This is a genomic window from Mucilaginibacter aquatilis (assembly GCF_009755275.1).
Taxonomy (GTDB): domain Bacteria; phylum Bacteroidota; class Bacteroidia; order Sphingobacteriales; family Sphingobacteriaceae; genus Mucilaginibacter; species Mucilaginibacter aquatilis.
The window spans coordinates 500,735-523,215 of the sequence record NZ_WQLA01000001.1 but is presented as its reverse complement, the minus strand read 5'-3'; the positions used below and the strand labels follow the sequence as shown (position 1 = coordinate 523,215).

The 22,481-nt window shown below is 41.0% G+C and carries 18 protein-coding genes; 7 read left to right on the top strand and 11 right to left on the bottom strand.

Going from position 1 to position 22,481, the window contains the following annotated elements; translation table 11 throughout:
• The first annotated feature begins 328 nt into the window (after positions 1-328).
• Complete coding sequence (locus GO816_RS02460) at positions 329-700, top strand: hypothetical protein (protein ID WP_198171400.1); 372 nt, start codon at positions 329-331, stop codon at positions 698-700.
• Between the two features lie 436 nt (positions 701-1,136).
• Here the strand turns inward: GO816_RS02460 and GO816_RS02455 are convergent, their stop codons facing one another.
• The 3 genes from GO816_RS02455 to GO816_RS02445 form a co-directional block, all read right to left on the bottom strand.
• Complete coding sequence (locus GO816_RS02455) at positions 1,137-1,793, bottom strand: phosphatase PAP2 family protein (RefSeq protein ID WP_157539762.1); 657 nt, start codon at positions 1,791-1,793, stop codon at positions 1,137-1,139.
• Positions 1,794-2,023: 230 nt separating this feature from the next.
• The gene (locus GO816_RS02450; protein ID WP_157539761.1) at positions 2,024-3,157 is read right to left on the bottom strand and encodes a lysylphosphatidylglycerol synthase transmembrane domain-containing protein; all 1,134 of its coding nucleotides are present in this window, start codon (positions 3,155-3,157) and stop codon (positions 2,024-2,026) included.
• 36 nt (positions 3,158-3,193) lie between these two features.
• Positions 3,194-4,612, bottom strand: a complete 1,419-nt coding sequence (locus GO816_RS02445) for an alkaline phosphatase family protein (protein ID WP_157539760.1) — start codon at positions 4,610-4,612, stop codon at positions 3,194-3,196.
• Positions 4,613-4,869: 257 nt separating this feature from the next.
• Between GO816_RS02445 and GO816_RS02440 the strand changes: the two genes are divergently transcribed.
• Positions 4,870-7,446 (top strand): BamA/TamA family outer membrane protein, encoded by a 2,577-nt coding sequence (locus tag GO816_RS02440; protein ID WP_157539759.1) that lies wholly within the window; start codon positions 4,870-4,872, stop codon positions 7,444-7,446.
• A 77-nt stretch (positions 7,447-7,523) separates the two neighbouring features.
• Here the strand turns inward: GO816_RS02440 and GO816_RS02435 are convergent, their stop codons facing one another.
• Both GO816_RS02435 and pyrE read right to left on the bottom strand, forming a co-directional pair.
• Positions 7,524-9,146 carry an ABC-F family ATP-binding cassette domain-containing protein gene (locus tag GO816_RS02435; protein ID WP_157539758.1) on the bottom strand — a complete coding sequence of 541 codons (1,623 nt, stop codon included), beginning with the start codon at positions 9,144-9,146 and terminating at the stop codon, positions 7,524-7,526.
• A gap of 462 nt (positions 9,147-9,608) precedes the next feature.
• A complete protein-coding gene (pyrE, locus tag GO816_RS02430; protein ID WP_157539757.1) occupies positions 9,609-10,250 on the bottom strand; it encodes an orotate phosphoribosyltransferase in 642 nt (213 codons plus the stop codon).
• Here pyrE and GO816_RS02425 point away from each other — a divergent pair.
• Positions 10,249-10,890 carry an NUDIX hydrolase gene (locus GO816_RS02425; protein WP_157539756.1) on the top strand — a complete coding sequence of 214 codons (642 nt, stop codon included), beginning with the start codon at positions 10,249-10,251 and terminating at the stop codon, positions 10,888-10,890. The genes pyrE and GO816_RS02425 overlap by 2 nt on opposite strands.
• On the opposite strand, the gene coaD is transcribed toward GO816_RS02425, so the two are convergent.
• A complete protein-coding gene (coaD, locus tag GO816_RS02420; RefSeq protein ID WP_157539755.1) occupies positions 10,844-11,320 on the bottom strand; it encodes a pantetheine-phosphate adenylyltransferase in 477 nt (158 codons plus the stop codon). The genes GO816_RS02425 and coaD overlap by 47 nt on opposite strands.
• Before the next feature lie 138 nt (positions 11,321-11,458).
• Here coaD and GO816_RS02415 point away from each other — a divergent pair, with 138 nt between their 5' ends.
• Positions 11,459-12,982 (top strand): GH3 family domain-containing protein, encoded by a 1,524-nt coding sequence (locus GO816_RS02415; protein ID WP_157539754.1) that lies wholly within the window; start codon positions 11,459-11,461, stop codon positions 12,980-12,982.
• Here GO816_RS02415 and GO816_RS02410 read toward each other — a convergent pair.
• The gene (locus GO816_RS02410) at positions 12,979-13,665 is read right to left on the bottom strand and encodes a hypothetical protein (RefSeq protein ID WP_157539753.1); all 687 of its coding nucleotides are present in this window, start codon (positions 13,663-13,665) and stop codon (positions 12,979-12,981) included. The two genes, GO816_RS02415 and GO816_RS02410, sit on opposite strands and share 4 nt — an antisense overlap.
• Before the next feature lie 87 nt (positions 13,666-13,752).
• Here GO816_RS02410 and GO816_RS02405 point away from each other — a divergent pair, with 87 nt between their 5' ends.
• Positions 13,753-14,325 (top strand): pentapeptide repeat-containing protein, encoded by a 573-nt coding sequence (locus GO816_RS02405; RefSeq protein ID WP_157539752.1) that lies wholly within the window; start codon positions 13,753-13,755, stop codon positions 14,323-14,325.
• Here the strand turns inward: GO816_RS02405 and GO816_RS02400 are convergent.
• From GO816_RS02400 to GO816_RS02390, 3 genes are read right to left on the bottom strand one after another with little or no spacing between them, the layout of a single operon-like run.
• On the bottom strand, positions 14,322-14,861 hold the full coding sequence (locus GO816_RS02400; RefSeq protein WP_157539751.1) for a DUF4269 domain-containing protein: 540 nt from the start codon (positions 14,859-14,861) through the stop codon (positions 14,322-14,324). The two genes, GO816_RS02405 and GO816_RS02400, sit on opposite strands and share 4 nt — an antisense overlap.
• Positions 14,862-14,901: 40 nt before the next feature.
• Positions 14,902-15,468 carry a 16S rRNA (guanine(966)-N(2))-methyltransferase RsmD gene (gene rsmD, locus GO816_RS02395; RefSeq protein ID WP_157539750.1) on the bottom strand — a complete coding sequence of 189 codons (567 nt, stop codon included), beginning with the start codon at positions 15,466-15,468 and terminating at the stop codon, positions 14,902-14,904.
• A complete protein-coding gene (locus GO816_RS02390) occupies positions 15,444-16,259 on the bottom strand; it encodes a DUF3822 family protein (RefSeq protein WP_157539749.1) in 816 nt (271 codons plus the stop codon). Before GO816_RS02390 ends, rsmD begins: the two co-directional genes overlap by 25 nt.
• A 63-nt stretch (positions 16,260-16,322) precedes the next feature.
• Between GO816_RS02390 and GO816_RS02385 the strand changes: the two genes are divergently transcribed.
• Positions 16,323-17,750: an ATP-dependent DNA helicase gene (locus GO816_RS02385; protein WP_157539748.1), complete on the top strand. Its 1,428-nt coding sequence runs from the start codon at positions 16,323-16,325 to the stop codon at positions 17,748-17,750.
• Between the two features lie 466 nt (positions 17,751-18,216).
• Here the strand turns inward: GO816_RS02385 and GO816_RS02380 are convergent, their stop codons facing one another.
• Positions 18,217-19,551, bottom strand: a complete 1,335-nt coding sequence (locus tag GO816_RS02380) for a sensor histidine kinase (RefSeq protein ID WP_157539747.1) — start codon at positions 19,549-19,551, stop codon at positions 18,217-18,219.
• Positions 19,552-19,811: 260 nt separating this feature from the next.
• On the opposite strand from GO816_RS02380, the gene clpB reads away from it, so the two are divergent.
• Positions 19,812-22,403 carry an ATP-dependent chaperone ClpB gene (gene clpB, locus GO816_RS02375; RefSeq protein WP_157539746.1) on the top strand — a complete coding sequence of 864 codons (2,592 nt, stop codon included), beginning with the start codon at positions 19,812-19,814 and terminating at the stop codon, positions 22,401-22,403.
• Positions 22,404-22,481: the final 78 nt, after the last annotated feature.

The window sequence follows — 22,481 nt, the reverse complement described above, 5'->3', positions numbered from 1 at the left end:
TCAATTAAAAAAATGCTAGCACATCAAGGCGGCCATACTGCTGGGATAGAGGCTCCCAAAATTTGATTTTGATTGACCGATAGGGAATGGAAATGGTAAGTCGATCGCTGGAATTTATGGCGAAAACAATAATAAGAAAGCTAACGATCGGTCCAATTTTATGAATTAGGTTTAAATTTGCGGTCAGGTACAATAAATTATAATCAGGTTCAAAGGATGTACAGGCGCTATTGCCTAAATAAACTATATAAAGCTTTAGATGCCAACGGCTACATACTCAAAAACTCTAATAGTAGTGTCATCAATATTAATACTATCCTCTTGCAAAATGTTCAATAATGAAGATAAAACAGTTTTGCATACGTCAGAAATGAAAGAAGCGAATTTCATCGAAATGCAAAGTCCAAAACCTCTTCCTGTTATTCTAAACGCATGGCTTTATTCAAAAAAAAGTACAAGTACGAATATACCTAGTGTAAATACTTACTTATGCCAAACAGCAGAGGGAGACACCGTTATAATTCTTGACGCAAGCCTTAAAAACCTCAATATTAATTTCAGTTCAACAAAACCTTGGGCTGAGGTGAAGCCAAAAAAAAGGTATGAATCTTGCGAAACAGCGGTGCCAAAAGATGAATTGAGTAGGATAATGAAGATGAAGTATAAATATGCAGAATTGACAGTTGTTATTGAAAACTAATATTCGCGTCAAGCCCACAAGCTGGGCCTTTCTATTTCGTAGTTTTGGCATCTAAAACGAGTGCATTTATCACTTTCAACATGTGTTTAGATCTTCGACTATCAAGCCGGTTTAACATATAGGCATCAACCTCCATTAGGTTAAGCCTGTAAGATAACCCAAGGATGTGTTTGATGCTTAGCAATCTGGCCGCAACCTCCAAATACGTTGCAGTATCAATACATAGTATCCTAAATGAACCCATTTGAGCTTTGATATTCATAATTTAATGTATTTTGCACTCAGTATATAGCCTCTCCGGGGTCACCAATAAAAAGCTTCTATATACATTAAGGGGGCTTTTGCATTTCGAATAACATTATAATTCGCAAGTTAAAATCAAAAAAAGCCGCTTGGAGTAATCCAAGCGGCTTTCTAATTCTTATTGAATATGATATTATTTCATACCGTACTGACCTTCTTGCTCCATTGCCAGTGCAAGTGCCTTTTGCCGGCGGTCCATTCTTTTGTTAAACATCATTTTTTGCAGCTTATGTGTTAAGTAAGCCGAGCCGGTACCTACAAGCACTCCTGCCAGTACATCGCTTGGATAGTGCGCACCGCGGTACATTCTAGAATAGGCAGTTGCACCCGCAAAGGCAAAGCTTGGCGCAATAACATACCATTTAGGGTAAGCCAGGCTTATTGATGTTGCCACCGAAAAAGCAGTTGATGTATGTCCTGATGGGAATGAATAATCGGTAGGGGATGTGTTGCCTTGTAAAACAATCTTATCGGCCCAGGTAACAAACGGACGCTGACGTTGAATGGTGTTCTTCATCATCATGGTAATAGCGGTGTTTCCTAACAGGGCTATACCGGTATTCATGGCTGTTTGTTTGAGCTTTTGATCATGCTTGGCAATACCAATGGCCATTAAAGTAAGCGGGGTAGCCGCCGACATGTAAATAGCATGATTGGATACAAATTTCCAGCTCGAGCTTTCATCGCCACGGTTTGGGTTAAATTTGTTTAAAAGATTGACGTCCCAGTTTTGAGCTTTTACAAAAGATGCTTGTATACAAAGCACCAATACAATCAGTTTAAATTTCATTTATAAGTAAGGGGTTATTAAGTATCTATTTTCTCTATAACTAATTACTAAATAATGAAAGGTTGGTTATGATAACTGAAATTAAGAATGTCCTAAAATTGATGTGCTATCAGGACGTTGTTTTATAAAATTAATAAATATTAAGCAAGTTCCAAATTATTTTTACCGAGCCTGAAAGTTACAAACGATTGCCTCGCTGATAAATTGTGTCGCTGTTTATGAATTAACTTTTAGTTTTTGACTTGTTTACGGTGTTGACGTTGCGTTTGTTTCCTTAATAAATTAATTACTGAGTAAGCCCCTATAATGGCTGGAAAGAATAACAAAAAAGAGCGCTGTAAAAGCGTAAAAATTGATAGTAATGCAGCCGGCACAATTTTGCCAAATAACACAGAAATACTTACCTCAGCAAAGCCGCTGCCACCCGGGCTAGGGGCAAAATAAATCATAAACTGAATTAATATTTGTATTGAAATTACTTGCACCAGGCTTGCGTTAACACCAAGGCCAAGTAAAATAACGTACTGCATGCAATACTTATTCATGTAAAGCAACGTAGTTATTATTAAGCTTAGCGGAAACAGAAATGGATGCTGCTTTATAATTACGCTGCAGGTTTGCTGGTATTTTGATATGTTAACGAATGATTTCTCGGCCCATGCTGCAAGTTTCTCTTTGCGCTTTGGGAAAACTGCAGATAAACCTGACGCTATTTTTTTAATAATTACACCTACCCAAACCGGCTTCCAAAAGGCCAGTAAAAAGGCAATTAAAAATAACAGGAAAAAGCTAAAGCCATATTTAAGCATGGCAGGTACAATGCCGCTTACGTAACTGGTATCCATTAACATAATGGCCACAAAGCCGGCCAACGGCATAAAAATAAGCGTTGCACCCATGTTAATAAGGCTTACCGCAAAGGCATCTATAAAAGAAACACCTGCACTGGTATACACATAAATTTGAGCCGGACCAGCACCGCCGTGCGCAGGGGTAACTGCTCCCATAAACATGTTTGCCACATTAGCCCTGAAACTAACCCAATGAGATACCTCGGGGTTAAGTTTGCGTATGTAAATATGATTACGCCAGCTACCCAGCATTAAATCAACAAAAAGCATTACCAAACAAATAGCAATGTATTTGTATGATATATGTTGTAACGCTTCAACCGTTTGACCAGTGTTATTATAAAAGAAAATTCCGGCGATGGTTAAAACGGTTATCAGCGCAAACCAAAGCGAGCCTTTAATGATAATACTTTTATCAAATACCGATTTTACCTCTTGTTTACCCTCGTTTTCTATTTGCTTTTCCTGAGTAGGTGTAACGTTTAAGCTTGAATTTTCTGCTGAATCAGACATGGTTGGTGATGACGTTTGGGTTGATGTTTGGAGATACTAGAAAAGTGATTCGCCTTCAGATGCTTTAGGCGTTATGCCCTTCCATTTAAGTATGGAGTTGAAAAGATCGGCTGTGCGTGCGGGCTGTGTGTTCCAGTTTTTTTGGTTGTAAATAAGCGGCACGTGTATGTGTGATTTATGCAGCGAACCATGCGAACCCAAGTGTTCAGGGTATTCCCAAAAATCGCGCAGGTCATGCCCCACCCGGGCGCTAATCACAATATCACCCGCCCGGCGGCTCCTAAACAGTTGATGTATTTGAAATAAAGAGTCGGGGTAATCTGTTTCAAAAGTAGCTTCCAATGCTGCACGGTGCCCGTTTACTTCAATGTCTCTGCCTTGTTTAAGCGGGTCGGCACTTTCGGGGCGGTATATAAATTTATCGCCATTTACCTGTACCGTTGCTTTACCCTCAGTATTATGCACAATATAGCTTTGTTCAGTATTACCGCGGTAAATTCCAAAATCAACTGCTTGCTCGGCAATCAGGCTGTTTAAGCGGTTAGTGCCCATAGCTGTGTTAATTTCGCTCTCGCGCAGCGGATGATCGCCTTCATGATTAAGCAGGTGTATGCTACCGAATGAGTTACCGGATATCATCACCGCCGATTTCGGATTTGATTTCCAAATGGTTGGGTAGTAAACAGATTTTAAGTCGTTATTAGTCATCCAATCGCCCAAATCAAGGTGCTTATCGGTAGGGGTAAGGCCATGGTCTGATGTCATTACAAATAAGGTGTCGTCCCACCAGCCTTTTTGCTCTAACAGGGCGCGTACCTCACCAAGGCTGTTGTCAACAATTTTGTAAGCCTCAATGGTACGGGCGTCACGTACATCATGATAGTGAGAGTCCCAGTCAACACTCGGAAATACAGCAAACAAGAAATCGAAATCTTTGCCCGACTGCAGCATGTCCATAATGCGCTGATGCCCCTGCAGGTCAACAGGGTGGTGACGTTTCCAGAAATGTGCACGTGTATATAACAACCCTTTACCTTTCTTACCCAAATCATACTCATCCGGTACGTTGCGGGTAATCATGTTATAAAGGTTGTATGACTCGCCCATTAACTCAAAAAGTGTAGGCTTATCAGCTGGCATGTCGGTATTAAACCAGGCCGCTTCAGGCCCGCAGTAGGAGCGCATGGCCATTTTATTCCAACGGGTACGTTTAAATTCTTTTTTATCAAACCAACGTATGCCGGTAATGCCCATAGTGCCCGGAAAGTGCCCGGTTAAAAATGGCAGGTATGCAGGCCCTGTGGTTGACGGAAAACATGTGGTTGCTTTACGGTAGGTACCCTCGTCAATGATGCGTTTTATATTCGGTAAGAGCCCCTGATTTATAAGTTCCGGCATTATTTCGGCATGAGCGCCATCAACCAGGTAAAAAAGGGTTCGTTTTTTATTGTGCATTAATACTGAACTTATAGATGGAGTTTAAAAAAGCTGACAGGCAGCTTTTAACAATCGGTAAATATAATTTTTACATTAAACAATCAGCTTATAAACTTTTACAAAGCTGTATAGTGCATTTGCCTTAAACTATAATAGCCTGCCTTAACAACTTTTTAATAATTATTTTGTAGTTGAGTAAACCAAGCCTCACAAAAACAACTTTTAATGTTATTGATTACTAATTTATTATAACTACAACCGGCCGTTCTATTAAAATGCCTTTGAAAAAACATTACTTATCATACTTATTAGCCGCAGGATTATTAACGCCTGCAATTAACGTATTGGCTCAACGCAAAGCCGATAGTATTACTGTTGCTGTTGCACCCGATTACAACGACGTAAGTGGTGTGCATCGTATTTTACTTGGCGAAAATTACCGAAAGGAGTGGGGCCTGCCGGTAAAGGTGCGCATAATTGATCTTAGCAAAGAAAAAGGTGGCCTGGAGATTGAACAGAAGGGCGGTGGTATGCAAACCAAGTCTTTGCGGTTAAAAGATAAAACAGGTCAGGAGTGGGTACTGCGTTCTGTGCAGAAATACCCTGAGCGTGTTTTGCCTCCATCATTAAGGTCGGGTTTAACCAAAGCCATTATACAAGATCAAACCAGTACTGCAAACCCTTTTGCCGCCCTTACGGTGCCTGTAATGGCTGAAGCCTTGCAAATACCGCATTCAAACCCTGAGATAGTTTATGTGGGGGATGACCCTGTTTTGGGAAAGTACAGTAAGGACTATAAAAACAGCGTGTTTTTATTTGAGGAACGAGAGCCCCTTGAATCAGAAAAAACAGATAACACCAAGAAAGTACAGCGAAAACTGGCAGAGGATAACGATGTAGAGTTTGATGCTAAGCTTACTTTAAGAGCCCGTTTATTTGACCAGGTAATTGGCGATTGGGACCGCCACGACGATCAATGGCGTTGGGATAAGAAGAAGGAGGGAGATAAGACTATGTATACCCCTATCCCGCGCGATCGTGACCAGGTTTATTACAAAACATCGGGCGTTTTACCGTGGATAGTAGCTCACCAGTTTTTGAAGGCAAAATTTCAGCCCTTTAATAATGAGATAAGGGATATAGGCGCCTGGAATTTTAACGGCAGATTTTTTGACAGGTACTTTTTAAGAGAACTTAACGAAAAGGATTGGAAAGAACAGATAACCTATGTGCAAACGCACTTAACTGACGAAGTTATTGATAAGGCAATGCACCGCATGCCCTCAGGTGTTTATAAGCTATCAGGACAAAAAATCACCCAAACGGTAAAAGCACGGCGTGATAACCTCATGAAAATGGGGTTGGAGTATTACCGTTTTATATCGGGCCAGGTTGATGTACCTGCAAGCGAAAAAAATGAGCACATTGAAATTGATCTTAAAGATAGCGGCGACGTTAAGTTGACTATACGCAATATCAAAAAGGATAATTCGCTGGGGCGCGAGGTTTACAAGCGTACCTTTAAGCCTGATGTTACTAAAGAAGTGCGTATTTACGGCTTTGGAGGCGGTGATAAATTTGAAGTAAAAGGAACGGGAAAATCTTCTGTTAAAATACGTATGATTGGCGCTAAGGGCAGCGTTGATACCTTTGCCGTTAATAAAGACGTTGACAATCGCGGCCGCTTGTACGTGTACGACCGCAAAGACGAGCAAAATATTTTACCCGATAAAAGCCTTGCCAAAATACGTACCTCAACAGATACGGGCGTAACTTACTACGAAAGAAAGAACTTTGAATATGATCAACCCCAACCTATTGTATATGCCCGTTATAACAATGATTACGGTGTAATTCTTTCGCTGGGATATGCTTTTACCAAGCAAGGTTTCCGTAAAGTGCCTTATGATTGGCGGCAGGAGTTTTTGGTTAATTACGCTTTCGGCCGTAAATCATTTCTTATACGTTATAATGCCGATTTTAAACAGCTTATTGGTAAAAATGATTTGATGGTGCATATTACCTCCAGGGGGCCGCACAACATCAGTAACTTTTTTGGCGTAGGTAACGAAACATTTTTTGAGAAAGACAGCGAGTGGATCAATTACTTCCGTAACCGGTACGATCACTTGTATGGCGATGTAAGATTAGCGCATACTTATGGTAAGGTTAAACTGAGTGCCGGTGTAACCGGGCAATATTACCATGCTGACGGAGGCGATAATAACAATAAGTTTTTACAGCAATTTAATATTCAGAACCCGGGCGACAATGTATTCAGTAATAAGACCTATGCCGGTTTAATAGCCGGTGCCGAAATTGATACCCGTAACAGTGCTATACTCCCAACCAAAGGTATTTACATGAATACCACTTTGCGTGGTTTGCAGCAGTTAAATCAGGATAACAGCCGTTATGGTCAGCTGCTATCAGAAATTAGCTTTTATAACGACTTAGGACACGACTCAACCTTTGTACTGGCTACACGTTTCGGCGGCGGTACAACAATTGGTCATGCCGAGTATTTTCAACAGCTAAAGTTGGGCGGTTCAGATAATTTAAGAGGATTTCGCACCTGGAGGTTTACCGGTAAAAGCATGGTGTATAACAACATTGAAGCCCGTGTACGAGTGCTAAACTTTAACTCTTTTTTATTCCCCGGAACTTTGGGTTTAATTGGTTTTAATGATATTGGCCGGGTATGGACTCCGGGCGAAAAATCATCCAAATGGCACGATGGTTACGGAGGAGGCTTGTTTTTAGTGCCTGCCGAATTGTTTTTGATACAGGCAACTCTTGGCCACTCAAAAGAAGGAAAGTTTGTATATGTAAATCTTGGATATAGATTTTAAGCCGTTACAATTGAAAGTAAACAAAAGAGGGTTTGTGAAGCAATTCACAAACCCTCTTTTGCTATAACTTAATTAGTTTAAGCGTACATTTCTTCTCGCTGTTTTTGTACAGCATCATTGCTTATGTAGTCATCATAGCTCATCATTTTATCAATTACGCCGTTAGGGGTAATTTCAATAACACGTGTTGCAACTGTTTGGGTAAGCTCATGATCTCGTGAGGTAAACAATATAGTGCCTTTAAAATCCTTCATGCCATTGTTCAGGGCAGTAATTGATTCCAGGTCAAGGTGGTTGGTTGGCTCATCAAAAATAAGCAGGTTAGGCTGTTGCAGCATCATGCGGCTAAACATACAACGCATTTTTTCGCCACCCGAAAGTACAGTGCAATTTTTTAAAACTTCCTCGCCCGAGAATAGCATACGGCCAAGGAAACTGCGGATGAACTGCTCGTCTTTATCACCGGTAGAATACTCACGTAACCAATCAACCAAATTAAGGTCTTTGCCGGTGAAGTAATCGGCGTTATCAATAGGAATATCAGCCGGGTTAATGGTAACGCCCCATTTAAAACTGCCTGTATAGTCCTCGTCGCGGCCGGTTAAAACATCATAAAAGGCAGATGTTGCCAGGCTGTTTTGCGATAGGATAGCAATTTTATCGCCCTTGTTTACCATAAGGTTAACGTTGGCAAACATCACTTCTCCATTTACAGTTTTGCTCAGGTTTTCAATCTGCAATATCTGGTCACCGGCCTCGCGGCTTTGCTGGTTGAACATGATAGCCGGATACTTACGGTTTGATGGCTTGATTTCATCGAGATTGATTTTATCAAGCGCTTTCTTACGGCTGGTAGCTTGCTTTGATTTGGATGCATTAGCGCTGAAACGGCTAATGAATTCCTGTAACTCTTTTACCTTATCTTCCAGTTTCTTGTTCTGATCGGCACGCTGCTTAAGAGCAAGCTGACTTGATTGATACCAGAAGGTGTAGTTACCGGTAAAAATGGTCATTTTACCAAAATCAATATCAACTACGTGGGTACAAACAGTATCTAAAAAGTGGCGGTCGTGAGATACTACCAAAACAATAGCCTCATAGCCGGCCAAAAAGTCTTCAAGCCAGTTAATGGTATGAATGTCCAAATCGTTGGTAGGCTCATCCAGCAGTAAAATGTCCGGTTTGCCAAATAGTGCTTGCGCTAGTAGCACGCGTACTTTTTGCGTACCGTCAAGCTCATTCACCAACTTATAATGCAGGTCTTCTTTAATACCAAGATTGCTTAAAAGGGTGGCGGCATTGCTTTCAGCATTCCAACCGTCCATTTCGGCAAAAATGTTCTCTAACTCGCCGGCACGTTCCCCATCAGCATCGGTAAAATCTTCTTTGAGGTAAATGGCATCCTTTTCTTTCATGGTGGCATAAAGTTCTTTATGTCCCATCAATACAGTATCAATCACCGGAAACTCGTCAAACTCATAGTGATTTTGTTTTAAAACCGCCATGCGCTCTCCAGGTGTAAAGCTTACCGAACCGGTTGACGGATCAATTTCGCCCGATAATATTTTGAGGAAGGTTGATTTACCTGCACCATTGGCACCAATAATGCCGTAGCAATTACCTTGGGTAAATTTTAAATTAACATCTTCAAACAAGGTGCGCTTACCGTAGCGCAACGATAAATTAGATACTGTAATCATGCCGTTCTTTTAAAAAGAATTTGGGCAAAAATACGGTAAAAATGCCACACTTACGCGTTTTGGGCATTAAAATCAACAATTACAAGAGCTTATAAAGCGATTTAACGCCGGAAGGGGATGTTTTAACAATTTGATATTCTTAACTTAAGAATAAATATTTTATTAATTTATTAAAGGCTATGCAGCAATTGCTAATATATTTAGAAAAGTGCTGAAAAACATGCCAAAAAGTAACTTATGGATGTATGATTGCGTTAAATTAGTAACAAATAAAATCAATATTATGTTAGTAGTAATCGCAGGATTGGTAGTTGTAAATGTAATAGTTGCATTATATAACTCACAAAGCAAAAAGGCTTTTTAATTATAATTACAAGCCTGCGGCTTATTAGCCGCATAGCATCAACTTATAAATTGCAAACAGGCTGTCATTGTTAAACGCAGCCTGTTTTTTTATGCTTTTTATTTACCCCATTCAGAAGGGGTTTCGCGCCATTTTTGCAACAGCGCAACACTATCTTTATTAATGTATTGCTGCTCCTCGGCAAACTTTAGCATGGCATTATAATTTGAAAGGGTTACATATCTGCATTTAGCTTTCTTGAAATTATCTTCGGCTACATCAAAACCATAGCTAAAAATTGCAGCCAGGCCTGCTACTTCACATCCGGCCTCACGTAGTGCTTCAACTGCCTGAAGACTGCTTTTACCTGTTGAAATTAAGTCTTCAATAACCACAACACGTTTACCCGGCATAATTTCGCCTTCAATCATTGATCCGGTACCATGCTCTTTAGGCTTTGAGCGTACATATATAAATGGTAACCCTAGCTCTTGTGCTACAAGCGCTCCTTGTGGAATGCCTGCAGTGGCCACCCCGGCAATACACTGTACCGAGCCAAATTCTTCCTGTATTACTAGGCTTAATTTTTGACGTATATAAGTACGTATAGCCGGATAAGACAAGGTTACGCGATTATCACAGTAAATTGGAGATTTCCATCCCGATGCCCATGTAAAAGGATTATCGGGTTGCAATTTAATTGCTTTAATTTGCAGCAGGAATTCGGCCACTTGCTGTTCAATCTCATTTTTATTAAACATGGCGCAAAAATACAGAATTTATATCAACCAGAAGGTTGTTTTAATTACAGAAACGGTACCTGCTCAGCCTGAGCAGTACGAACAGCTTGATCAGCAATCATTTGATATGAAAACTTTGTATCATAAAATTGTTGCCGACAACACCAGGTTGTATTACTATATACTTTGTAATAATGCCAAAGCATACCTCAAAAAGGTAATGAAAAGTGTTACGCTTATTGAAGCGGCAGGCGGCCTGGTTAAAAATGATAAAGGCGATTATCTTTTTATTTTCAGAAACGGTAAATGGGACATTCCTAAAGGTAAACTCGAGAAAGGCGAAAAGCCTAAAGAAGGTGCCGTGCGTGAAGTAGAAGAAGAATGCGGCATCAGCATTGATAAATGCGGAAAGAAAATAGTTAATACTTATCACGCCTATACCAGCCGCGGTGAAGTAGTTTTGAAGAAAACCTACTGGTACAAAATGAAATATTTTGGCAAGGCCAAACTTAAACCGCAGGTTGAAGAGGGAATAACCGAGGTACGTTGGATGAACCGTAGCGACATTAACATGGTAGTAAATAATACCTTCCCTTCAATTATGGATGTTTTGCTTAAGCGCGATTTGCTTTCAGATGTTCCAGCGCCTCTTTCGGAATAAACTGGCTTACATCGCCATTGTGCTTTAAAACCTCGCGCACAATTGTTGAACTGATAGATGAGTAGCCCGGCTTGCTCACTATAAAAATACTTTCAATATCAGGGGCCAAAGCGTGATTCATTTGCGCTATGGCCTTTTCATACTCAAAATCTGATACGGTACGTATGCCGCGTATCATGTAGTTTGCATTAATGCTCTTACAAAAATCAACTGTAAGTCCCTCGTAAGCAATAATGTGAATTTTTGGTTCCATTTCAAAAACGGCCCTTAGCATTTCCTGTCTTTGCTCTATACTTAAAAAGCTTTGTTTTGAACTGTTTACACCAATGCCTATGTAAAGCTTATCAAATAAACCTACCGAGCGTTTTACAATATCAACATGTGCTTTGGTAACAGGATCAAACGAGCCGGGGAAAAGGGCAATTTTCATAGTTACTTTTTGGGGTATGGCAAAGTTAAATTTTTTGCCCGGATAATGTGATAAGCTTTTTGGCAAATACTTGTTGTTTGTACAATCATTTCTTACCTACAACTGTTATGAGTATCAGTTTTCATCAACATACACTCAATGGCAATTATAGGCGAACTTATTAAAGCGGCAATTGATTTTACTGACAAAGTAATAAAGGAACCCGACCCCATAGAGGCACAAAACGAAGTTTTAAAAGAAATGCTGGAAAAAGCAGCCAATACTGCATTTGGCAAGCATTACCATTTCAAAGAAATACTAGAGAGCAACAATGTAGCGCAAGCCTTTGCCAAGGCAGTCCCGGTTTTTGATTATGACCGTATAGAGAAGGAGTGGTGGCACCGGGTGGTTGATAATGAAACTGACGTTACCTGGCCCGGCGCTGTGCATTATTTGGCTTTAAGCAGTGGTACCACCAGTCATAGCAAAACCATACCCGTAACCGATGATATGCTTGCAGCTATCAAACGCTCGGGTATGCAGCAGGTTGCGGCGCTTGCTAATTTTGATTTGCCTGCCAACTTTTTTGAAAAGCAAATACTGATGCTTGGCAGCAGTACCGATTTAAAAGATATAAACGGACACAAAGCCGGTGAAATTAGCGGTATAAGTGCAAGCAATATCCCATTTTGGTTCAGGGGGTATTACAAGCCTGGAAAAGACATTGCATCAATAAGTGATTTTGACGAGAAAATTAAAGAGATTGCCCGACAGGCACCAAGCTGGGATATCGGTAGCCTGTCAGGTATTCCTGCCTGGATTGAACTGATGCTGAAAACAATCATTAAGGAGCATAAATTAAATAACATACACGAAATATGGCCTAACCTGGCAGTGTATACATCAGGAGGAGTAGACTTTGAACCTTACCGTAAAAGTTTGGAAAAGCTGATGGCTCATCCGCTTATTTATATTGACACCTATTTGGCTTCAGAAGGATTCATGGCTATGCAAAAGCGCCCCGAAACATCGTCAATGGCTTTGGTTGTCGACAACGGCATATACTTTGAATTTGTACCTTTTGAGGAAGGTAATGTTACCGAAGATGGCAGCGTTGCCGATGGTGCCGAAGTGCTTACGCTTGGCCAGGTAGAAGAAGGTAAGGAATACATACTGCTTATATCAACGGTATCAGGCGCATGGCGTTACACCATAGGCGATACGGTTACCTTTACTGATGTAAACCGTCATGAAATTAAAATCACCGGCCGTACCAAGCAGTTCTTAAACGTAGCAGGGTCGCAATTATCCGTTCTGCAAATGAACAAAGCCATACAGGAGATGTGCAACAAGTACAACTGTTCAATGGAAGAATTTATAGTTGCTACTGTACACAGGGGTGATGATTTGATTGACCGGTGGTATATAAGTGCTGATAGTGAAGTTGATGATGCACGCCTTGCGAAAGAGCTTGACGAAACATTGCGTAATAACAATAAAAATTACGCCGTAGCCCGAACCCGCGCCCTTAAAGATGTTGAGGTGGTAACCATACCTGTTGAGATTTTTCACCGTTGGGCCGAAACCAACAAAAAGCTGGGCGGGCAGGTGAAAATTCCACGCGTTTTGAAAGAAGAACAGTTTTTGGAGTGGGAAGAATTTGTAAATAAAGCACTTAACTAGTTTTCGGTAATTGGCTTTTTTAATTCCTTAATTAAATCAAGTATTTGCTGCGGCGAAAGATAAAGGCGTTTAATACGTGCAATGTACTCGGGCGGCAAATCGTGATTGTTGAGTATGAAGTTTTTAGTTTTGATGATGTAATCGCCCAGGCCGTGTTGCACCGCATATTTATCTGCATTACGTTCAGCCTGCATCAATGATTTTTCTGAGCATAAATAGCTTATACCAAAACCAATCAGTTGCCAGTTGTTGCGACTATGATAGTCCATAACATGCCCCAGTTCATGGCCTATCCAACCTATCAATACATCTTTTGGTGCGTCCTCAATTGGCATTGACCGGTGAACCATGTGAAACATAGGATTAATTTTGACCACGTAACTCCGTTTTTTTTGACCCCTGAAAAATGTACCAACCACAGGTTGCGACAGCATTATAGATTTACTGGTATTTGGATCAAATATGAAATCAATAGGGGTATCTTTTAATTCTGGGTAATACTTTAAAGCGGCAAGAATTTCCGTTTTGAGCACTATCGGAATAGTTTTATGCTGGTAGAAAACATTTTTTTGGCTGGCGCCAGCCAGTGAGGCTGGTGTTGAGGAAAAATACACCAATGCGTATACATAAGCAGTAACAGTTAGTGCTACCAGTATAATTATAAACAGGTGTTTCCTTTTCATAATTAAAACAACGCACGTATCAGGTTATGGTTTATTTAGCTTTTGTTAATTAAAATCTGTTGTTTTGGTTATTCCTATATTTTAGCAATGCAGCAACAATACAATGATGGCGTAACGTTTGAAAAGTTTAGTTACGCAGGTGAGATCATCAACGGTAAGGAATTTCAGGAATGTGTGTTTAAGCAATGCGACCTGAGTAACGGTAACTTCGGCAACAATAGGTTTATTGATTGTGTATTTGATGGTTGTAACTTATCTATGTTAAAGCTTTCACAGGCAACTTTAAGCAGCACTGTTTTTAAGAATTGCAAACTGCTTGGAATAAACTTTCACGAATGCAGCGATTTTATGTTTAGCGTTGAATTTGAGAACTGCGTGCTTGACTATGCATCTTTCAGCGGAAAAAAAATGCTAAAAACAACCTTCAGCAAATCCTCAATTAAGGAGGTGAACTTTTCACAAGCTAATCTTACAGGTTCCAAATTTCAGCATTGTGACCTTGACCGCGCAGTATTCCACCGCATCGATCTTAGTTCAGTTGACTTTACAACAGCTGCGAATTTTGATATAGACCCGGAAGTGAATACCATAAAAAAGGCAAGCTTTACTGCTGATAGCCTTATTGGGTTATTAAGGCGTCATCAAATAAAAGTTATCTAATTTTTGCTTGGATAAACATCAAGTAAGGCAATATACGGGTTACCCTCTAAGTTTAAGGCTTTGGCAAATGCAGGCTCAGTTTTATAGCCTTGCTGCTTAAGCTGTATAATTTGTTGCCTAAAAGATTCTCCTTTATGTTCAAGTAACTGATGTTCAATAATCATGTGGCGATAGCCAAATTGCTGTTTAACCGGTATGCTTTGTCCAAACACTTCAACTTCCCAATCATCAGCAAAAAAATTAGCAACAACTGCGTCAGTTCCGCCTATTGACGTTTCGTAAATCTTAAATCTGTCAAGAAACGAAAACTCTTTGACTAGCGTATTGATGAAGGAACCTTTATCCGTATAATGGCATAAAATGTCTAAATCACTTCCTTGTATATCAATATTAAGCGGAACTGTTCCGGCCAATACGGCTTCAAAAAGTTGGAGTAGTGATAAAATATTGAGACTAGTTAACGCGCGGTAGGCACTCTGCTGCCGGCTGGTGCCATTAGCTAAATAATCAATGTTATCAAAGTTGATATAAGGCATGCGTTATGATTCTTTATTTACGCATGGATAGCGCTTAAGTTTACAGTTCTTCGCCCGGTGCCTGTTCATCCTCTTTCATCCAGAAAAATGAAAAAGACGAATGACCGTAGCGGCGCTGTTCGGCAAAGTTAGGATGATTGCCCAGGTTTTGCATCGATTGGTGCTCTACTATAAGCAAGCCCCCCGGCAATAAAAGGTTTCGTTCAAATACGATTTTAGGTATCTCGGGTATGCGGCTAAGGTCATACGGCGGATCGGCAAAAATCAGGTTGTAACCTTCAGTCTCAATATCAAGGTATTTAAATACATCTGCCTTAAATGTTTTTATTTGCTCAAGGCCGTGTTGTCGCGCTGTATCTTTAAGGTAGTTAACACAGTGAATACTGCGGTCAACTGCAACTACGCTTTGCGCGTAGCGCGATGCAAATTCAAGCGCAAGATTGCCCGTGCCACTAAACAAATCAAGTACTTTAATGCCTTCCAGCTCAATTTGATTTTGCAGAATATTGAATAGGGCTTCCTTTGCAAGGTCGGTGGTGGGCCTTACCGGTAAGTTCTTAGGCGGATTAAGGCGTAATCCTTTTAGGCGTCCGCCAATGATGCGCATAATGATAGTGCAGTAAGAGACAAAAATTGATGCACAGGCAAGCTTCCAGTTTGCTGTACTACCGATGTATTGTTTAATTCTACCGTTTTAAAAATGCCGGCAAGAATGGTGTGATATCGCATGTCGTTGTGCGCAATACTGCCACTTAAAACAACCGATACAGTACTCATATCAAGCTTTAGTTGCTGACAAACAAAAGCTGTATAGTAAGCCAATTCATCTTCGTGGGTAAAATCAAAGGTGTTAAATAATTGTAGCTTGCCCTGCCTAAAATAGGCAACATCAAATTGCTGATGGTAAATATTAATATATAAATGATAACTAGATGGCTGGCTGCTTGCAATAGCTTGTAACCAACCGCTTGCGCCAAATACTACCCGTTCGTTGCCAAAGCGCTGTATGGCTTGTGTTACTGAAGGTGTCGCCTTAAAGATAACATCATTGCTGTCATCAAGCGGCTGTGAAAATACAGTATCTTCGGGCTTAACATCCAATAATCTTGCAGCATCAATGGTGGTTTCCTCGTTTAGCAAACCTTGCGGTACAAGTGTAAATGCAGCTGATTTGATGCCGGTGACTACGTTGGCATAGTTGAAGTTGAGTACTTCCTGCACCTCGCCTGGCTGTATAAGCTCAGCTAAAGGCGAATCATGCCGCCAAACCATTAACTTATCACCATGCGTTACCGCCAGCGAAAAAGTTGTTTCGCTTAGTTGCAGCAATAGTGTGTAATTTCCAACCTGGGTATAATTAAACTGCGGGTCGATATAATGATACAGCGAATCGTTCATAGCAACGCTCAAAAGTAACTATTTTTTCATTGCTTTGTTAAGGTTTAAGGCCTTTTTTGAATCATGCCAGCAACAGAGCAAATAAGTAAATCATTTCCGCATCAGCCAGCTCCGCAGCAACAAGAACTGTTTAAACGGCTGCATGAGTTTTTATTAAGCAATAATGGCCACGAGTGTTTCTTACTTAAGGGTTATGCTGGTACAGGTAAAACAACTGTTGTAAGTGCTTTGGTAAAGGCTCTTAAAGCCTATGGTTTAAAGTCGGCCTTGTTGGCGCCTACAGGCAGGGCGGCAAAGGTTATTACAAGTTACTCGGGGCGGAAGGCTTATACTATTCACAAGCGTATATACCGTAAAAAGTCGGCCATGAATATGGATGAGGCGTTTATGCTTGCCCCAAACCTTTCTGAAGATACCCTTTTTATTGTTGATGAGGCATCAATGATATCTGATGAGGTTAGTGGCGGTAGTTACAGCACCTTACTGCATGATTTGGTTAACTACGTTTACAACATGAAAAATTGTAAACTGATGCTGGTAGGTGATACTGCACAGCTTCCACCTGTGGGGGCCGATTTTAGCCCTGCGCTTGATGCACGCATACTTAAAGAGGAATTTGCCCTGCAGGTTTTTGGCTTCGAACTTACCGATGTGCTTAGGCAGCAAAAAGATTCGGGCATATTAAACAACGTTACCGCCGTGCGCGAACTCATCCGGCAGGAGCAAGAAGTATTTCCACAGATTATTACTAAAGGGTTTAAAGATGTTTACCGTATGACGGGTGAGCGCCTTGAGGAAGGGTTGAATTATGCTTACAGTAAATATGGGCATGATGGTACCCTGGTAATTTGCCGGTCGAACAAAAATGCCAACTTGTATAACCAGCAAATACGCAACCGCATACTTTACCGCGAAGAAGAACTTACGGGCGGCGATCAGATAATGGTGGTTCGTAATAACTATTTCTGGCTGCCTGAACGCGAGGAGGGAAGTACCGGCTTTATAGCCAATGGTGATATTGCCCGTATAAAAAAGGTGCGGCGTATTGAGGATATGTATGGTTTTAGGTTTGCTGATGTACAAATTGAGTTTATTGATTATGCCGAAGACCCGGTAATTGATTGCAAGGTATTGCTGAATACATTATATACTGATGCCCCTGCCTTACCGCAGGAACATCAGCGAACATTTTTTGTAGAGGCTATGAAAGATTATGAGCATATACCCGCACGCCGCGATAGGCTCAACGAGCTCAAGAAAAACCCTTATTACAACGCCTTGCAAATTAAGTTTGCTTATGCGGTTACCTGCCATAAGGCTCAGGGCGGGCAATGGGAATCAGTTTTTATAGATCAGGGGTATTTGACAGACGAGATGCTGAATACCGATTTTTTGAGATGGTTTTATACGGCGTGCACACGGGCAACAAAGGAGTTATTCCTGGTAAACTTCAGTTCTAAATTTTACCGTGATCCGGCACCGGAGATTTAACAAAAAGCATCTGCATAAAAAATGTAAATAAGATTTATACAGATGCCCGAAAGGTTAGGTTTAAAAAACGAGGTTAATAATGCGGCTCTTTAATCTTAAATAAGATAATTACCAGTAAACACATCAGCGAAAATACCGCTGAAAATAATGTAAACGCCTTTTTCATAACTCTCACATGGTTAGGTAAATAATTAATCAGTACGCTAGTGTACACTTTTGTGATACAATTTAGTAGCCATAATTTAACTTTTGATATAATTGCAAAAGGTACTTGTAACACTGATGTAATGTGTAAAGAAGTGGCTAAACCATTAAAAAACGACGAATTGAAGTAGTTTTAATATTGTTTCAAAAAAAATACACCCTGTATGTTTTTAACTAATAAGGTGGCGTTTAGCGTCTTTAACGAGCCTCAAAGCAATTATACTTTAGCTAACTTGTACTTTAAGTCTATAGTTAATAATTTCTAATTTTTCAGCCTTGGCAGTCGTATACTAAAAGTGGTTCCCTCGCCCTCAATGCTGTGAACATCTATCCGGCCATGGTGCTTCTCAACTATTTGTTTTGAGATGCTGAGGCCCAAACCGGTCGATTTCTCACCTTTTAATCCGCGTCTCCCCGCTTTCGAGAATCTGTCAAATATATTCGGCAAAAGCGGTTCGGGGATGCCCATGCCATGATCTCTGACATCTATTTGTACATAAGTGTCTTTTTCACTCAATAAAATTTCAATTCTCTCTTTGTCTTTTGAAAACTTAGCGGCGTTACTAATCAGGTTATCTATAACACGATGAAATTTTTCCTGGTCAATAAGCGCATGTACGGGCTGTTGCGGGCTGGTGAGTATTAACTCATTGGTGAAGCTGCTTACATGTTGCCAAACCTGCACTATGCCTTGTAAAAAGCTATTCATATCAACAAGGGCTTCAGTCATTTGGTTGCTGTTGTCATTACGGGCAACCTCAAGCAAATCGTTTATTATGGCCAAAGCTTTTCGGCATGATGCTTTAATCATATTCATGTTCTCCTGCATGTCATCATCCAGGTCGTCCATTTCAATAAGTTGAGCAATTGATTCAACTGCACCTATTGGGTTGCGAAGATCATGTGCAACCATTCCTAAAACGTCGTTCTTAAAGGCACTTGCCTTCTCAATTTCAACGTTTTTTTCCTTAATCATTCTAAACTGTATGTACTGGCTGGCCCTGTACGAGTAAATATGCCTTGATACAAAAAAGAAAATACCGGCCAATACTATAAGTAATAGCTCATTGTATAAAATTTCAGTTGGGTCGGCATGGGTATAAAGTAAAATAAGGCTAAATATCAGTACGTTGACAAGCGTAAGTAAAATGCTTTCCTGATACTCAAAAGTGTAAACGCCACCAACCGCAATTAACGCCACCATATAAATTATGATGTTTCGGCTTGGGTCGGAAGTGGCCATAAATGTAAACACAATTCCGCACGTAAGTAAATAGGTACTAAACAGTAAAATATGAGCTAGTGACAATTGCAGCCCATTTCTGTACGTTTTAACTTTTTTAATCAAAAAGGCGCCAGAGAGGTAGAAAAATGGAGTAATGAGTATAGTTGCCCAGTTTGCCGCGCTAAACTCAGGAAAGTTATGAATGCGTGTTAGTGCTGGCGGAAGCAGCGTTATAAACAGCCGTATAGCAACGCTAAGTACAAAGAATATTATGGCAGCAACCTGTGCCGTGCTTAAGTTTTGAAGCGTATAAAACTTTTGATAGCCAACACGGTAAAGCTTTGGAATGCTTTTAAAGTAGTAGGTTTCCAATTTTGATAAAGTCTTTTGGTCAAAACTACAGGTTTTAATCAAAATAGAATAAAAGAGCTGAGCTCTAAGCGGTAATTTTTAACCTAGGTGTTTTAGTTATTAACTGTATGGAAATAATTGACTGTGCCGACAAGTGTTTTGGCGTAGTTAAAATGCACTTGTAATGTATTAAAAGACAAATTGACGTTTAACAATCAATTGTGGCTGACTTTTTTTCAGGAATGTAGTATTGGCAAACAGTTTGAATAAGAGTTAGTACCATGAATTTTAACAACTTTACCATCAAAGCACAGGAAGCTGTACAAAAGGCATCCGAAATAGCAACCGGTAATCAGCAACAGGCCATTGAGAATGCTCACCTGCTGAAAGGTTTGTTACTGGTTGACGAAAATGTAATCAGCTACCTTTTAAAGAAGCTGAATGTAAATATAAGCCGTTTAAACCAAACACTTGATACACAAATTGAGGCGTTTCCAAAGGTAAGCGGCAGTAATATATACTTGTCATCAAACACCAATACGGCACTGCAAAAGGCGCAGAGCTATTTAAAAGAATTTAAAGATGAGTTTGTATCTGTAGAGCATATTTTGCTGGGCATTTTGTCGGTTAACGATAAGGTAAGCAGCGCGCTTAAAGATTATGGCGTTAATGAAAAAGACCTTAAAACAGCCATTGTCAGTTTGCGTGGTGATAGTAAAGTAACCGATCAAAACGCTGAGGCTACTTATAATGCGCTTAATAAGTATGCCCGCAACCTGAACGAGTATGCCGAATCGGGCAAACTGGATCCGGTTATTGGCCGCGATGAGGAGATCCGCCGTGTTATACAGATATTGAGCCGCCGTACCAAAAACAACCCGGTATTGGTTGGCGAACCGGGTGTAGGTAAAACCGCCATTGCCGAGGGTATAGCCTTCCGTATTATAAAAGGTGATGCGCCCGATAACCTGAAGGGCAAGGTAGTGTACTCATTAGATATGGGTGCGCTGGTTGCTGGTGCCAAATACAAAGGCGAGTTTGAAGAACGCCTTAAAGCCGTAGTTAACGAGGTGATTAAAAGCGATGGCGAGATCATCCTCTTTATTGACGAGATACACACCTTGGTTGGTGCAGGCGGCGGCGAAGGCGCTATGGATGCCGCAAACATCCTTAAACCGGCTTTAGCCCGTGGCGAATTGCGCGCCATTGGTGCAACTACGCTTAACGAGTATCAAAAATATATTGAAAAGGATAAAGCTCTCGAACGTCGCTTCCAGCGCGTGTTGGTTGATGAGCCTGATGCTGCCGATGCCATCTCCATATTGCGTGGCTTAAAAGAGCGTTACGAAACCCACCACAAAGTGCGGATTAAAGACGAGGCCATTATTGCATCGGTTGAAATGTCGCAACGTTACATTGCCGACCGCTTTTTGCCCGATAAGGCTATCGATTTAATGGATGAGGCTGCCTCAAAGCTTCGCCTCGAAATGAACTCGGTGCCCGAAGCAGTAGATGAGTTAGAACGCCGCATTATGCAGCTCGAAATTGAACGTGAGGCCATTAAACACGAGGGCGACGACCGCAAGGTAAAAGACCTGAGCGAGGAGATTGCCAATCTATCGTCAGAGCGTGATTCTTTACGTGCCAAATGGCAGGGTGAAAAGGATTTGGTAGACGGCATTAACACTAAAATTGAAGCTATAGAGGCTTATAAGCTGGAAGCCGACCAGGCCGAACGCGCAGGCGATTACGGTAAAGTAGCCGAGTTACGTTACGGCCGCATCCGCGAAACCGAAGCTGAAGTTGAAAAATTAAAAGAGGCCTTGCGTGCAGATCAGGAAGATCACCGTATGCTGAAGGAAGAAGTTACCGCCGATGACATTGCCGGTGTGGTATCACGCTGGACAGGCATCCCGGTATCTAAAATGATCCAAAGCGAGCGCGAGAAGCTTTTAAGTTTAGAAGACGAACTGCACAAACGGGTAGCAGGACAGGAGGAAGCAATTGAGGCCATAAGTGATGCCATTCGCCGTAGCCGCGCAGGTTTGCAGGATAAACGGAAACCAATCGGTTCATTCATCTTTTTAGGAACAACCGGGGTTGGTAAAACCGAATTGGCCAAAGCACTGGCTGAGTTCCTGTTCAACGATGAGCATTCAATGGTGCGCATCGATATGTCGGAGTACCAGGAACGCCATGCCGTTAGCCGGCTGATTGGTGCGCCTCCGGGCTATGTGGGCTATGATGAAGGCGGACAATTAACTGAAGCTGTACGCCGCAAGCCATACAGCGTTATTTTGCTGGATGAAATTGAAAAAGCTCATCCCGATGTGTTTAACATCTTATTACAGGTGTTAGATGATGGGCGCTTAACTGACAATAAGGGCCGCGTGGTAAACTTTAAAAATACCATCGTCATCATGACCTCTAATATTGGTTCGCACATTATACAGGAGAACTTTGTAAACTTTGAAGAAAGCGACAAGGAAGAAGTAATGGCCCGTACCAAGAACCAACTGTTCGAGGTGCTGCAAAAAACCATCCGCCCCGAGTTTTTGAACCGTATCGACGAAATCATCATGTTCACTCCACTGGGTCGAGATGAAATAGGAGAGATTGTGAAACTTCAATTCAGAGGTTTGCAGCAAACGCTAAGCGAAATGGGCATCCACATGGAAGCAACTTCCGAAGCGCTTGATTGGCTGGCGCAACTGGGTTATGATCCGCAGTACGGTGCGCGTCCGCTAAAACGGGTTATTCAAAAGAAGATACTCAATGAGCTGAGCAAGCAAATACTGGCCGGTAAGGTTGATAAAGATAGCAAGATCAAACTGGATATGTTTGATAATCAGTTCGTGTTCTTGAACGAGTAACGTTACGTCTTTGCCTCAAAAGCGAATCTGTTATATGATAAAGGGAATTGCCGGTGAGGTAGTTCCCTTTTTGAAGTT

Excerpts from the sequence above, each read along its gene's own strand:
- GO816_RS02450 (WP_157539761.1), bottom strand. The coding sequence starts at position 3,157 with ATGTCTGATTCAGCAGAAAATTCAAGCTTAAACGTTACACCTACTCAG.
- clpB (WP_157539746.1), top strand. The coding sequence starts at position 19,812 with ATGAATTTTAACAACTTTACCATCAAAGCACAGGAAGCTGTACAAAAG.
- GO816_RS02385 (WP_157539748.1), top strand. The coding sequence starts at position 16,323 with ATGCCAGCAACAGAGCAAATAAGTAAATCATTTCCGCATCAGCCAGCT.
- rsmD (WP_157539750.1), bottom strand. The coding sequence starts at position 15,468 with ATGCGCATCATTGGCGGACGCCTAAAAGGATTACGCCTTAATCCGCCT.
- GO816_RS02435 (WP_157539758.1), bottom strand. The coding sequence starts at position 9,146 with ATGATTACAGTATCTAATTTATCGTTGCGCTACGGTAAGCGCACCTTG.
- GO816_RS02455 (WP_157539762.1), bottom strand. The coding sequence starts at position 1,793 with ATGAAATTTAAACTGATTGTATTGGTGCTTTGTATACAAGCATCTTTT.
- GO816_RS02400 (WP_157539751.1), bottom strand. The coding sequence starts at position 14,861 with ATGCCTTATATCAACTTTGATAACATTGATTATTTAGCTAATGGCACC.
- GO816_RS02445 (WP_157539760.1), bottom strand. The coding sequence starts at position 4,612 with ATGCACAATAAAAAACGAACCCTTTTTTACCTGGTTGATGGCGCTCAT.
- coaD (WP_157539755.1), bottom strand. The coding sequence starts at position 11,320 with ATGAAAATTGCCCTTTTCCCCGGCTCGTTTGATCCTGTTACCAAAGCA.
- pyrE (WP_157539757.1), bottom strand. The coding sequence starts at position 10,250 with ATGTTTAATAAAAATGAGATTGAACAGCAAGTGGCCGAATTCCTGCTG.
- GO816_RS02410 (WP_157539753.1), bottom strand. The coding sequence starts at position 13,665 with ATGAAAAGGAAACACCTGTTTATAATTATACTGGTAGCACTAACTGTT.
- GO816_RS02390 (WP_157539749.1), bottom strand. The coding sequence starts at position 16,259 with ATGAACGATTCGCTGTATCATTATATCGACCCGCAGTTTAATTATACC.
- GO816_RS02405 (WP_157539752.1), top strand. The coding sequence starts at position 13,753 with ATGCAGCAACAATACAATGATGGCGTAACGTTTGAAAAGTTTAGTTAC.
- GO816_RS02460 (WP_198171400.1), top strand. The coding sequence starts at position 329 with ATGTTCAATAATGAAGATAAAACAGTTTTGCATACGTCAGAAATGAAA.
- GO816_RS02415 (WP_157539754.1), top strand. The coding sequence starts at position 11,459 with ATGGCAATTATAGGCGAACTTATTAAAGCGGCAATTGATTTTACTGAC.
- GO816_RS02425 (WP_157539756.1), top strand. The coding sequence starts at position 10,249 with ATGGCGCAAAAATACAGAATTTATATCAACCAGAAGGTTGTTTTAATT.
- GO816_RS02440 (WP_157539759.1), top strand. The coding sequence starts at position 4,870 with ATGCCTTTGAAAAAACATTACTTATCATACTTATTAGCCGCAGGATTA.